This is a genomic window from Pseudomonas sp. S3_E10, from assembly GCF_054667615.1.
The window spans coordinates 1,439,909-1,453,415 of the sequence record NZ_CP162743.1; the positions used below are offsets into that span (position 1 = coordinate 1,439,909).

Below are 13,507 nucleotides of genomic sequence, written 5' to 3' on the forward strand. Positions count from 1 at the left end.
ATTCAGCGAAGCGTTACAGTCGACCCAGATCGTTGACCAAGGCTAATAACATCACCCCGACCACCAAACTGATACCGATCTGTATCCCCCAACCCTGCACCCGATCCGACAAGGGGCGACCACGCACCCACTCGACCAGATAAAACAACAGATGCCCCCCATCCAATACGGGAATGGGCAGCAAATTCAGAACCCCCAGGCTGATACTCAGATAAGCCAGGAAATTCAGGAAATCCGCGACACCCGACTGGGCAGAAGCGCCCGCCACTTTAGCAATGGTTATCGGTCCACTCAAGTTTTTTACCGAGAGCTCACCGAACAACATTTTCTTGAGGGATTCGAGGGTCAGCACACTCATGGTCCAGGTGCGTTTCGCGCCTTCGCCAATTGCCGCCAACGGCCCGAAACTCACCTCACGCAACATGGATGGCGGCCACTCGACACCTTTGACTCCAGCCCCCAGGTACCCCCCGGCCGCCTTGGCTTCCCCGCGAACCGCCAGAGTCACCGGCACGTCAATCTGAGCACCATCGCGCTCAACTTTCAGCAAAATCTTGGTATCAGGACGGACACGCACCAGGTCGACCACTTGCTGCCAATCGCCCAGCGCCTGGCCATCGAGCGCCAACAAACGGTCACCGGTTTTCAGACCTGCGGCCTGGGCCGGACCTTTCGGATCCAGCTCGGCGAGCACCGGCGGCAGTGCAGGTCGCCACGGACGAATACCCAGGGACTTGATCGGATCAGGCTCATCGGCCCCTTTGAGCCAATGGTCCAAGGCCAGTGCACGCGGGGTTTCAGCAGTGGAATCCTGCTCACGCACCACGACATTGACGGTGCCGCTTTCACCCAGGCGACGCACCAACTGCAAATTGACGGCGCCCCACCCCGTGGTCGGCTCGCCATCAATGGAAACAATTTCCTGCCCCGCTACCAGACCGGCCTTGGCCGCAATACTGTCCGCCTCAACCGCGCCGATAACCGGACGTACCTGCTGGCTCCCCAGCATGGCCAGGACCCAGAAAAACAGCATCGCCAACAGGAAGTTGGCGATCGGGCCGGCGGCGACGATGGCAATACGCTGACGAACGGTCTTGCGATTGAAGGATTGGTCCAACTGATCAGCCGGCACCTCCCCTTCGCGCTCGTCGAGCATCTTGACGTAACCACCCAGCGGGATGGCCGCGATTACAAACTCGGTGCCACGACGATCATGCCAGCGAACCAGCGGCATGCCGAAACCAACGGAAAAGCGCAATACCTTGACGCCGCAACGACGCGCCACCCAGAAGTGACCGAATTCGTGAAAGGTAACCAGTACACCCAGAGCAACCAGGGTGCCGACAATCATGTAAAGCGCACTCATCTAATTTCTCCGCATTCCAATCCAGTGCCTGGAGGCGCAAACGCCCCCACAGGCTAACGCGCGTTGCGGCTCAACCAGTGTTCGGCAAGCGCCCGGGCCTTGGCATCCGCCTCGAATACCGCATCCAGATCATCCACCGCCACAACTGGCTCAAGGCTCAGGACGTCCTCGATGATACTCGCGATCTGTGGAAAGCGGATGCGCCGTTCGAGAAATGCCGCCACCGCCACTTCATTTGCCGCATTGAGCATCGCCGGCGCGCTATTACCCGCCTCCGCCGCCTGCCGCGCCAGGCGCAGGCAAGGAAAGCGCTGCTCGTCCGGCGCCTCGAAGTCCAGGCGGGCAATTGCAAACAGGTCCAAGGCAGCCACACCGGAATCAATTCGCTCCGGCCAGGCCAGGGCGTTGGCAATCGGCGTGCGCATATCGGGGTTTCCCAACTGCGCCAATACCGAGCCGTCCACGTAGTCAACCAAGGAATGAATCACGCTTTGCGGGTGGATCACCACCTCGACCTGATCAGGCCGCGCATCGAACAGCCAGCACGCCTCGATCAACTCAAGGCCCTTGTTCATCATGCTTGCCGAATCCACGGAGATTTTGCGCCCCATGGACCAGTTGGGATGCGCACACGCCTGATCTGGCGACACATGCTCCAGCTCGCTCAACGGAGTTTGCCGGAACGGGCCACCGGAAGCGGTCAACAGGATGCGGCGCACGCCTACCTGACTCAAGCCACGGGCATAGTCACCAGGCATGCACTGGAAGATGGCGTTATGCTCGCTATCCAGCGGCAGCAACACGGCACCGCTTTTACGCACGGCCTGCATAAAAAGCGCGCCAGACATCACCAGTGCTTCTTTATTGGCCAGCAGGATTTTCTTACCGGCGTCGACGGCCGCCAAGGTCGGGCGCAGGCCCGCGGCACCGACGATAGCAGCCACCACGGTGTCCACCTCGGCGTCGGCCGAGACCTGGCACAAGCCCTCCTCCCCCACCAGCACACGCGTAGCCAACCCGGCAGCCCGCAGATCCTCCTGCAGACCTTGCGCGTCGCCCGCCTCAGGCACCACGGCAAAGCGCGGCGCATGGCGTACGCACAGGGCCAGCAACTGGGCCAGGCGAGTAAACCCGGTGAGAGCAAAGACTTGATAGCGCTGCGGGTGACGAGCGATCACATCCAGGGTGCTCAGGCCCACCGAACCGGTGGCACCCAGCACGGTTACTTGTTGCAGGCGGCTCACGAAGCGGTCATCCACAACAGTACGGCAAAGATCGGAATGGCCGCGGTGAGGCTGTCGATACGGTCCAGCACGCCACCATGACCCGGCAGAAGGTTACTGCTGTCCTTGATCCCGGCCTGGCGCTTGAACATGCTTTCGGTGAGGTCGCCCACGACCGAGATGAAGACGACAATGGCCGTGCCCACCAGGGCCAGGAAGATTTCCTTCACCGGCCAATCGCGCACCACACCCACCACCACGGTGATCAGCAAGGTCAGCGCGAGACCGCCGTATACGCCTTCCCAGCTTTTACCGGGACTGACTGCGGGCGCCAGCTTGCGCTTGCCGAATGCTCGCCCCGAAAAGTAGGCACCGATATCGGCCCCCCACACCAGCACCATCACCGCCATGATCAGCCAGTTGCCCATCGGCGAATTCTTGATTTCCACCAGCCCTTGCCAGGCAGGCAACAGAATCAACAAACCGATCACCAACTTGCTGGCCACGCTGGACCACTGCGCGCTGGTACGCGGGTACGTCAACACCAGGTAGGTCGCAAGCGCCCACCACAACACCGCAGCGCCCAACACCCAGGGCACGACGATGCTCGACAGGGTATGCATCAGGAACAGCAACACTGCCACGGCAGCGGCGTAGGCCACGCGTGGCAGCTGCGCGCTGAAACCTGCCAGGCGCGCCCACTCCCAGGCACCCAGGGTGACGACCAGACCGATAAACAGGGCGAAACCGGAACCATCGAGCAGGAAAAACCCACACAAGGCGATCGGCAACAGGATCAGTGCTGTGATGATTCGTTGTTTTAGCATTTAAACCCGGGCTCCAGCTTCGATCTGCTCGCTCGTTTTACCGAAACGCCGCTGACGGGAAGCGAAATCTGCCAGCGCAGTGCGCATGGCATCGTGTTTGAAGTCCGGCCAGAACAGGTCGGAGAAGTACAGCTCGGTGTAAGCCAGCTGCCACAAAAGGAAATTGCTGATGCGATGCTCGCCACCGGTACGGATGCACAAGTCCGGCAACGGCAGGTCGCCGGTTACCAGACAGGTTTGCAACAGTTCAGGCGTGATGTCCTCGGGCCGCAGATGACCGGCCTGCACTTCACGGGCCAGCCGTTGCGCGGCCTGGGCGATATCCCACTGGCCACCGTAGTTGGCTGCAATCTGCAGCACAAAACGGTCCGCACCCGCCGTAATGGCCTCGGCTTCACGCATAGCCGCCTGCAATTCAGGGTGGAACCGCGAGCGGTCACCGATGATGCGCAGGCTGATGTTGTTATCGTTGAGGCGCTTGGCCTCGCGACGCAACGCTTTGAAGAACAAGTCCATCAAAGCCGTGACTTCGTCGACCGGGCGCTGCCAGTTTTCACTGGAGAAGGCGAACAGGGTCAATACCTCGACCTTCGCCTCAGCGCACACCTCGATCACCGCCCGCACCGCATCGACACCCGCTTTATGCCCGGCGACACCTGGCATAAAGCGTTTTTTCGCCCAGCGATTATTCCCATCCATGATGATCGCGACATGGCGCGGCACCACTGAGGGTACAGTCTGCTTGGTCTTTTCCATGAAGGTGTCCTGACCCCTTATACGGCCATCAGGTCCTTTTCTTTTTCTTCCGTGGCCTTGGTGATCTGGGCCTCGGCATCTTTGGTCAGCTTGTCGATATCGGCAACGGCACGACGCTCTTCGTCTTCGCTGATTTCCTTGTCCTTGACCAGTTTTTTCAGGTCACCCAAGGCATCGCGACGGATGTTACGCACAGCAACGCGTGCATCTTCAGCCGCGCTGCGCGCCTGCTTGGTGAAGCCCTTGCGGGTTTCCTCAGTCAGGGCAGGCATGGAGATCAGCAGCAACTCACCCAGGTTGGTCGGGTTGAGGTTCAGGCCGGCGCTCTGGATGGCCTTGTCGACAGCGGCGAGCATGTTGCGCTCAAACGCTACGACCTGCAGGGTGCGCGAATCCTTAACGGTCACGTTGGCCACGCCGCTCAGCGGAGTGTCAGTGCCGTAGTACGGCACCATCACGCTGCCCAGGATGCTTGGGTGCGCCTTGCCGGTACGAATCTGGCCGAATGCGTGGCTCAGAGACTCCAGGGATTTTTGCATACGCGCTTGGGCGTCTTTCTTGATTTCGTTGATCATTGTTGGCCTTCCTCGATCAGAGTCCCTTCCGCGCCGCCGTGTACGATATTCAGCAGGGCGCCGGGCTTGTTCATGTTAAATACGCGCAGCGGCATCTTGTGGTCGCGGCACAGGCAAATAGCCGTCAGGTCCATCACACCCAGCTTGCGATCCAGCACTTCATCGTAGGTCAGATGATCGAACTTCTCGGCATGCGGGTCTTTGAATGGGTCTGCGGTGTACACGCCATCCACCTTGGTAGCCTTGAGCACCACGTCAGCATCGATCTCGATGGCGCGCAGGCACGCTGCCGAGTCGGTGGTGAAGAACGGGTTACCCGTGCCAGCGGCGAAGATCACCACTTCCTTGGCGTTCAGGTGGCGCATGGCTTTGCGGCGATCATAGTGATCGGTCACGCCGACCATGGAAATAGCCGACATCACGATTGCCGAGATATTGGCACGCTCCAGGGCGTCGCGCATTGCCAGGGCGTTCATCACAGTGGCCAGCATGCCCATGTGGTCGCCGGTAACCCGATCCATGCCGGCCGCACTCAGTGCCGCGCCGCGGAACAGGTTGCCGCCGCCAATCACCAGGCCGACTTGTACGCCGATACCGACCAGTTGGCCGACTTCCAGCGCCATACGGTCGAGCACCTTGGGATCAATCCCGAACTCTTCCGAGCCCATCAGGGCCTCGCCGCTGAGCTTGAGTAGAATGCGTTTATAGCGAGCCTGATAACCACTGCCCTGCTGAGCCATTGCGAATCTCTCCTGCGGCGTATTTTAAAAATTCTTGGCGAGCCGTTTGCGGCTTGCATTCACTCTAGCTGGACGCTATCACAGCGCCATCGGAACACGGCTTTGTAAGCCAGTTCCGAGGGGAAGCCAAATAAAATTGGCCTGCCCATTTGAAAAGAGGCTGCGCGCGTGAGCGGGCAGCCTCTTTCGGGCGACAGTTGAAAACTGTCTTATTGCTTAGCGGCAGCCAGCTGGGCAGCAACTTCTTCAGCGAAGTTGTCGACCGGCTTCTCGATGCCTTCGCCTACTTTGAAGTAAGTGAAGGAAACGATTTCAGCACCGGCTTTCTTAGCCAGCTCGCCAACCTTGATTTCAGGGTTCTTGACGAACGCCTGCTCAACCAGGCTTGCTTCGGCCAGGAACTTGCTGATACGGCCTTTGACCATGTTCTCAACAATGTTTTCTGGCTTGCCTTTGATTTTTTCTTCGTTCAGCTGCAGGAACACAGCTTTTTCACGCTCGATGGCTTCGGCAGAAACTTCCGAAGGCAGCAGGAACTCAGGGTTGCTGGCCGCTACGTGCATAGCGATGTCTTTGGCCAGTTCAACGTTACCGCCTTTGAGCACAACCGCAACACCGATCTTGTTGCCGTGCAGGTAACCACCAACCACATCACCTTCAACGCGCACCAGGCGACGGATGTTGACGTTTTCGCCAACCTTGCCGACCAGTACCAGGCGATCAGCTTCTTGAGCGGCGATCAGCGGAGCGGCGTCAGTCAGTTTGTCGGCGAACGCTTTTTCAACGCTGGCAGCAACAAATGCCTTGAAGTCGTCCTGCAGAGCCAGGAAGTCGGTCTGGGAGTTCACTTCCAGCAGAACAGCAGACTTGCCGTCTTCTTTCAGAGCGATAGCGCCTTCAGCAGCCACGTTGCCTGCTTTCTTGGCAGCCTTGATGGCGCCGGAAGCACGCATGTCATCAATGGCTTTTTCGATGTCGCCGTCAGCCTTTTCCAGGGCCTTCTTGCAATCCATCATGCCTTCGCCGGTACGCTCACGCAGTTCTTTAACCAACGCTGCAGTAATTGCTGCCATTTTCAAATTCCTCTTGGATAGGTTTTCAACCATTCCACCCGATCGAACGGGGGATCAATTCTTCCCGAACCACCCTTGTTAGCCGCTGCACGTTACAGATGTTGTAGCTGCGCTGCCGACAAATGGTTTTCGAGGTGGCAAAAAGGGGGCCAAGCCCCCTTTTTGCTTACTGAGTCAACGCCAGGGCGTCACTTACTCAGCTGCGGCTACCGGAGCTTCTTCAACGAACTGCTCGGTACCACCAGCAACGTGGTTGCGACCACGGATTACAGCGTCAGCCATCGAACCCATGTACAGCTGGATAGCGCGGATTGCGTCATCGTTGCCTGGGATGATGTAGTCAACGCCTTCCGGGCTGCTGTTGGTATCGACAACGCCGATAACAGGGATGCCCAGCTTGTTGGCTTCAGTGATCGCGATGCGCTCGTGATCAACGTCGATAACGAACAGTGCGTCAGGCAGACCGCCCATGTCCTTGATGCCACCCAGCGAACGATCGAGCTTTTCCAGGTCACGGGAGCGCATCAGCGCTTCTTTCTTGGTCAGCTTGGCGAAAGTACCGTCTTCGGCTTGCACTTCAAGGTCACGCAGACGCTTGATGGAAGCACGGATGGTTTTGAAGTTGGTCAGCATGCCGCCCAACCAGCGGTGATCGACGTACGGCGAACCGCAACGTGCTGCTTCTTCAGCAACGATCTTGCCAGCGGAACGCTTGGTGCCGACGAACAGAATCTTGTTTTTGCCCTGGGCCAGGCGCTCTACGAAAGTCAGAGCTTCGTTGAACATTGGCAGGGTTTTTTCAAGGTTGATGATGTGGATCTTGTTACGCGCGCCGAAAATGTACTTACCCATTTTCGGGTTCCAGTAACGGGTCTGGTGACCGAAGTGCACACCGGCCTTCAGCATATCGCGCATGTTGACTTGGGACATGATAGTTCCTTAATAAGTCGGGTTTGGCCTCCACGTATCCCAATGACCAACCAGCGGCATCAAGGCCTCCGGCACCCAGGTCATCGTGTCGACACGTGTGTGGATTTAAGCCTTTCGGGGCATCCCCGGAAAGCGGCGCATTTTATACCACACGAAGGGCGAAAACGAAACCCGCAATCACACCTGACGTGAGCGGCGTATAGGCAACCCGTTGAATAGAGCGGATTTAACCCCACCCTATAGAGAGAAGCGATCGTCAGGGGCTCATGGTTTACCACCCGCGTCTGGTAGAATCGCGTTTTTTGTGGCTTGTGCGAATTCTGTAACCTTTTGTCGCACGCCCGTAAACCGTATTGATTTCAGCGCGTCGCGCTAGAGAGAGCCTGTATGACCGTTAGTTTGAAAACCGCCGAAGACATCGCCGGCATGCGCATTGCCGGCAAGCTGGCTGCCGACGTGCTGGAAATGATTGCCGAGCACGTCAAGCCCGGCGTCACCACCGAAGAGCTGAACCAGATCTGCCACGACTATATAGTCAATGTGCAAAAGGCCATCCCTGCCCCGCTCAACTATAAAGGCTTCCCCAAGTCGATCTGCACCTCGGTCAACCACGTGGTCTGCCACGGCATTCCGGGCGACAAGCCATTGAAGGATGGCGACACGCTGAACATCGACGTCACCGTGATCAAGGACCGCTACTTCGGCGACACCAGCCGCATGTTCCACGTCGGCACCGTGCCGGTCTGGGCCGAGCGCCTGTCCCAGGTGACTCAGGAATGCATGTACAAAGCCATTGAAATCGTCAAGCCTGGCTGCCGCCTGGGCGATATCGGTGAAGTCATCCAGAAGCACGCCGAAAAGAACGGTTTCTCGGTGGTACGCGAGTTCTGCGGCCACGGTATCGGCACAGTCTTTCACGAAGAGCCGCAGATCCTGCATTACGGCCGTGCCGGCACCGGCATGGAACTCAAGGCGGGCATGACTTTCACCATCGAGCCGATGATCAACCAGGGCAAGGCCGACACCAAGGTACTGGGCGACGGCTGGACCGCCATCACCAAGGACCGCAAGCTATCCGCCCAGTGGGAACACACCTTGCTGGTCACCGAGACCGGTTACGAGATCTTCACCCTGCGCGCCGACGACACGATCCCACGCGTTTCAGCCTGAAGGTTGCCCAGGTTTTCCCCCACAGCGTGTTGTGACTGACTGACAGATAGAAAGGAAAGCCGATCGATGCCCCAGGTGGATCCCGAACTCTTCGACCGTGGCCAGTTCCAGGCCGAGCTGGCCCTGAAGGCGAGCCCCATTGCCGCATTCAAGAAGGCGATCCGCCAGGCTCGCGAGGTGCTCGATGAGCGCTTTCGCAGCGGCCGGGACATCCGCCGGCTGATCGAAGACCGCGCCTGGTTTGTCGACAACATCCTGCAAAAGGCCTGGGAACAGTTCAGTTGGAGCGAAGATGCCGATATCGCGCTGGTAGCGGTCGGTGGCTACGGTCGGGGCGAGCTGCATCCCTACTCCGATATTGACCTACTGATCCTGCTGGACAGCGCCGACCATGAGATCTTTCGCGATTCCATTGAGCGGTTTCTTACACTGTTGTGGGACATCGGCCTGGAAGTCGGCCAGAGCGTTCGTTCGGTCGACGAATGCGCCGAAGAAGCCCGTGCCGACTTGACGGTCGTCACCAACCTGATGGAAAGCCGCACCATCTGCGGCCCCGAGCGCCTGCGCCAGCGCATGCTCGAAGTCACCAGCACCGCGCATATGTGGCCGAGCAAGGAGTTCTTCCTGGCCAAGCGTGCCGAGCAGAAGGCCCGGCATCACAAATACAACGACACCGAATACAACCTGGAGCCCAACGTCAAAGGCTCGCCGGGCGGGCTGCGCGACATCCAGACGATTTTGTGGGTCGCCCGTCGCCAGTACGGCACCCTGAACCTGCGCGCCCTGGCCGGCGAAGGCTTTTTGGTGGAGAGCGAAAACGCCCTGCTGGCTTCGTCCCAGGAGTTTTTGTGGAAGGTGCGCTACGCCCTGCACATGCTCGCCGGGCGCTCGGAAGACCGCCTGCTGTTCGACCACCAGCGCTCCATCGCCACCCTGCTGGGTTTCGAAGGCGAGGACGCCAAGACCAGCATCGAAAGCTTCATGCAGCAGTACTACCGGGTGGTCATGAGCATTGCCCAGCTCAGCGACCTGATCATCCAGCACTTCGAAGAAGTGATCCTGGCCCCCGAAGACGAAGCGCCGCCGCAGCCGATCAATGCGCGCTTCCAGTTGCATGACGGTTATATCGAGGCGCGCAACGACAGCGTGTTCCGGCGTACCCCGTTCGCCATGCTGGAAATCTTCGTGCTGATGGCCCAGCAGCCGGAAATCAAAGGCGTACGCGCCGACACCATCCGCCTGCTGCGGGAAAACCGACACCTGATCGACGACGACTTTCGCAACGACATCCGTAACACCAGCCTCTTCATCGAGCTGTTCAAGTGCAAGATCGGCATCCACCGCAACCTGCGCCGCATGAACCGCTACGGCATCCTTGGGCGCTACCTGCCGGAATTCGGCTTTATCGTCGGGCAAATGCAGCACGACCTGTTCCACATCTATACGGTAGACGCCCACACCCTGAACCTGATCAAGCACCTGCGTAAGCTGCAATACACCCAGGTATCAGAGAAATTCCCGCTGGCCAGTAAGTTGATGGCCAAGCTGCCCAAGCCGGAACTGATCTACCTGGCCGGCCTGTATCACGACATCGGCAAGGGCCGGCATGGCGACCACTCGGAAGTCGGCGCGGTCGACGCCGAGGCGTTCTGCCAGCGTCATCAGCTGCCGCAATGGGACAGCCGCCTGATCGTCTGGCTGGTGCAGAACCACTTGGTGATGTCGACCACCGCCCAGCGCAAGGACTTGTCAGACCCGCAGGTGATCCACGACTTTGCGCAGATCGTCGGCAATGAAACCCGCCTCGACTATCTGTACGTGCTGACGGTCTCCGATATCAACGCCACCAACCCGACGCTATGGAACTCGTGGCGCGCCAGCCTGTTGCGCCAGTTGTATACCGAGACCAAGCGTGCCCTGCGCCGTGGCCTGGAAAACCCGGTGGACCGCGAAGAGCAGATCCGCCGCACCCAAAGCGCGGCGCTGGATATTCTGGTGCGCGGCGGCAACGACCCGGACGATGTCGAGCAATTGTGGTCGCAACTGGGCGACGACTACTTCCTGCGCCACACCGCAGGCGACGTGGCCTGGCACACCGACGCGATCCTGCAGCAGCCGGCCGATGGCGGCCCGTTGGTGCTGATCAAGGAAACCACCCAGCGCGAGTTCGAAGGGGGCACGCAAATCTTCATCTACGCCCCCGACCAGCATGACTTTTTCGCCGTAACCGTGGCCGCCATGGACCAGCTCAACCTGAACATCCATGACGCACGCGTGATCACCTCCAGCAGCCAGTTCACCCTCGACACCTACATCGTGCTCGACACCGACGGCGACTCCATCGGCGACAACCCGGCGCGGGTGAAAAAGATTCGCGAAGGCCTCACCGAAGCCCTGCGCAACCCGGACGACTACCCCACCATCATTCAGCGTCGTGTGCCCCGCCAGCTCAAGCACTTTGCCTTCGCGCCCCAGGTGACCATCTCCAATGATGCGCAACGCCCGGTCACGGTGCTGGAACTCAGCGCACCGGACCGCCCAGGCCTGCTGGCACGCATCGGTGGGATCTTCCTGGAATTCGACCTGTCGCTGCAGAACGCCAAGATTGCAACCCTCGGCGAGCGCGTGGAAGACGTGTTCTTCATTACCGACGCCGACAACCAGCCGCTGTCCGATCCTGAGCTGTGCCTACGATTGCAGGAAGCCATCGTGCAGCAGTTGAGCGTGACTCAGGAACCCGGTGTCGAGCTGACGCGCCTGACGATCTAAACCTCATTCCAGTTTTTAACGCCTTGCACGAGATTCCCATGAACAACGCCCTGAACCAGCTGCAGCCCTACCCATTCGAGAAACTGCGCGCCCTGCTCGGCAGCGTCACACCGAACCCGGACAAGCGCCCGATTGCGCTGTCCATCGGCGAGCCCAAGCACAAGTCGCCGACCTTTGTCGCCGAGGCGCTCAGCAACAACCTCGACCAGATGGCGGTATACCCCACCACATTGGGCACCCCGGCCTTGCGCGAGGCCATCGGCGCCTGGTGCGAACGCCGCTTCGATGTGCCCAAGGGGTGGCTGGACCCGGCGCGCCATATCCTGCCGGTCAATGGCACTCGCGAAGCGCTGTTCGCCTTCACCCAGACCGTGGTCAACCGTGGCGACAATGCATTGGTGGTCAGCCCGAACCCCTTCTACCAAATCTATGAAGGCGCCGCGTTCCTGGCCGGGGCCAAGCCACACTACCTGCCTTGCCTGGACAAAAATGGCTTCAACCCGGACTTTGATGCGGTGTCGGCGGATATCTGGAAACGCTGCCAGATCCTGTTCCTGTGCTCCCCCGGTAACCCGACCGGTGCACTGATCCCGGTCGAGACCCTGAAAAAACTCATCGCCCTGGCCGACGAATACGACTTCGTCATCGCCGCCGACGAGTGCTATAGCGAGCTGTACTTCGACGAACAAACCCCGCCGCCGGGCCTGCTGAGCGCCTGCGTTGAACTGGGTCGCCAGGACTTCAAGCGTTGCGTGGTATTTCACAGCCTGTCCAAGCGTTCCAACCTGCCCGGCCTGCGTTCTGGTTTTGTCGCCGGTGATGCCGATATCCTCAAGGCCTTCCTGCTCTACCGCACCTACCATGGCTGCGCGATGCCGGTACAAACCCAGTTGGCCAGCATCGCCGCCTGGCAGGACGAGGCCCACGTACAGGCCAACCGCGACCTGTACCGCGAGAAATTCGACGCCGTGCTGGCGATCCTCAAGCCGGTGCTGGACGTGCAACACCCCGACGGCGGTTTTTACCTGTGGCCGAATGTGAATGGCGACGACGCCGCCTTCTGCCGTGACCTGTTCGTGGAGGAACACGTGACCGTGGTGCCGGGCTCGTATCTGTCGCGCGAAGTGGACGGCTTCAACCCGGGCGCCGGGCGAGTGCGCCTGGCACTGGTTGCGCCGCTGGCCGAGTGCGTCGAAGCGGCTGAACGGATTCGCGCGTTTATTCAGCGCAGGTCGTAACCCTTGCAAAACCCGCACTGTGCAATGCAGTGCGGGCGCCCGGCGCGATAGCACAGGGAACCAGCTGCCACGCGCTTGCCACTACTCGGCGCATTACCACAAGAGTAGAACGCATGCGTCTGACATCCCAACACTCGGTCAACCTCCCTTCCAACCTGTCGCCCATCGACCACGAACCGCCAGCTTCTGCCGGCACCTCGCGAGTGAAAAGAGGCCTGGCCGATAACCGCAAGCTCTGGCCTCCCGGCGTTATTACCGTTTCGTTGGATTTGAAAGATCAAAAAAGCACCGCCTTGGCGGTAGATGCAATCCAGGAGTGGGCCCACAACACTCCGGCCCTGCAATTTCGCATCGTCAGAAGCAGAGAGGGTGATATCCGCATTTGCGACGACGAAAGTCTGAAGGGAAACTGGTCCGTGATCGGCACCGACGCGGGCAACATCCCCCTGAACGAGCCCACGATGCATTTGGAGCGCAACGATGACTCGAAGACATTTCGCGCAACTGTTTTGCACGAGTTCGGACATGCCCTGGGGCTGCTGCACGAACACCAGAACCCCGAGCACACGATCAACTGGAACAAACCCGCGATCTACAAGGCTTACGCCAGTGATCAGTTCCCCAGAGAACTGGTCTATAGCCAGATCCTGGAACTGCCGGTGGGTGATCGGTTGGAGGTCACACGCTATGACAGTCGATCCGTCATGCACTACGCGTACCCCGGTTACGTAACCCACGACGCCAAAGGTGTCGATACCCAACACTGGCTTTCTGACGGCGACAAAGCCATCGCGCGCAGGCTGTACAGCTGACCCCCTGACGGCGTGCAGAGCCTGCCGG

12 protein-coding genes are annotated in these 13,507 nt (G+C 59.6%); 4 read left to right on the forward strand and 8 right to left on the reverse strand.

Translation table 11 applies throughout. The annotated features are described in order from the left end of the window. Window positions 1-13: 13 nt before the first annotated feature. The 8 genes from rseP to rpsB all read right to left on the reverse strand — a co-directional run bounded on the left by rseP (window position 14) and on the right by rpsB (window position 7,490). Window positions 14-1,366, reverse strand: a complete 1,353-nt coding sequence (gene rseP, locus AB4N98_RS06420) for a sigma E protease regulator RseP (protein WP_223495483.1) — start codon at window positions 1,364-1,366, stop codon at window positions 14-16. Window positions 1,367-1,419: 53 nt separating this feature from the next. Then, window positions 1,420-2,610, reverse strand: a complete 1,191-nt coding sequence (ispC, locus tag AB4N98_RS06425; protein ID WP_065877160.1) for a 1-deoxy-D-xylulose-5-phosphate reductoisomerase — start codon at window positions 2,608-2,610, stop codon at window positions 1,420-1,422. After that, the gene (locus AB4N98_RS06430) at window positions 2,607-3,416 is read right to left on the reverse strand and encodes a phosphatidate cytidylyltransferase (RefSeq protein WP_017529694.1); all 810 of its coding nucleotides are present in this window, start codon (window positions 3,414-3,416) and stop codon (window positions 2,607-2,609) included. Before AB4N98_RS06430 ends, ispC begins: the two co-directional genes overlap by 4 nt. Further along, complete coding sequence (gene uppS, locus AB4N98_RS06435) at window positions 3,417-4,172, reverse strand: polyprenyl diphosphate synthase (protein ID WP_017529695.1); 756 nt, start codon at window positions 4,170-4,172, stop codon at window positions 3,417-3,419. 17 nt (window positions 4,173-4,189) lie between these two features. Beyond that, window positions 4,190-4,747 carry a ribosome recycling factor gene (frr, locus tag AB4N98_RS06440; protein ID WP_017529696.1) on the reverse strand — a complete coding sequence of 186 codons (558 nt, stop codon included), beginning with the start codon at window positions 4,745-4,747 and terminating at the stop codon, window positions 4,190-4,192. Next, a complete protein-coding gene (pyrH, locus tag AB4N98_RS06445) occupies window positions 4,744-5,487 on the reverse strand; it encodes a UMP kinase (RefSeq protein WP_003172271.1) in 744 nt (247 codons plus the stop codon). Before pyrH ends, frr begins: the two co-directional genes overlap by 4 nt. Window positions 5,488-5,696: 209 nt before the next feature. Further along, window positions 5,697-6,560 carry a translation elongation factor Ts gene (gene tsf, locus AB4N98_RS06450; RefSeq protein WP_017529697.1) on the reverse strand — a complete coding sequence of 288 codons (864 nt, stop codon included), beginning with the start codon at window positions 6,558-6,560 and terminating at the stop codon, window positions 5,697-5,699. A gap of 192 nt (window positions 6,561-6,752) precedes the next feature. Continuing rightward, window positions 6,753-7,490 carry a 30S ribosomal protein S2 gene (gene rpsB, locus AB4N98_RS06455; RefSeq protein ID WP_003189158.1) on the reverse strand — a complete coding sequence of 246 codons (738 nt, stop codon included), beginning with the start codon at window positions 7,488-7,490 and terminating at the stop codon, window positions 6,753-6,755. A 387-nt stretch (window positions 7,491-7,877) separates the two neighbouring features. On the opposite strand from rpsB, the gene map reads away from it, so the two are divergent. The 4 genes from map (at window position 7,878) to AB4N98_RS06475 (ending at window position 13,479) form a co-directional block, all read left to right on the forward strand. After that, window positions 7,878-8,660 (forward strand): type I methionyl aminopeptidase, encoded by a 783-nt coding sequence (gene map, locus AB4N98_RS06460; RefSeq protein WP_017529698.1) that lies wholly within the window; start codon window positions 7,878-7,880, stop codon window positions 8,658-8,660. A 66-nt stretch (window positions 8,661-8,726) separates the two neighbouring features. Continuing rightward, complete coding sequence (locus tag AB4N98_RS06465; protein WP_017529699.1) at window positions 8,727-11,429, forward strand: [protein-PII] uridylyltransferase; 2,703 nt, start codon at window positions 8,727-8,729, stop codon at window positions 11,427-11,429. 38 nt (window positions 11,430-11,467) lie between these two features. Further along, window positions 11,468-12,667: a succinyldiaminopimelate transaminase gene (gene dapC, locus AB4N98_RS06470; RefSeq protein WP_460149318.1), complete on the forward strand. Its 1,200-nt coding sequence runs from the start codon at window positions 11,468-11,470 to the stop codon at window positions 12,665-12,667. 113 nt (window positions 12,668-12,780) lie between these two features. Next, window positions 12,781-13,479, forward strand: coding sequence for a M12 family metallopeptidase (locus AB4N98_RS06475; protein WP_116078331.1), 699 nt, complete (start codon window positions 12,781-12,783; stop codon window positions 13,477-13,479). Window positions 13,480-13,507: the final 28 nt, after the last annotated feature.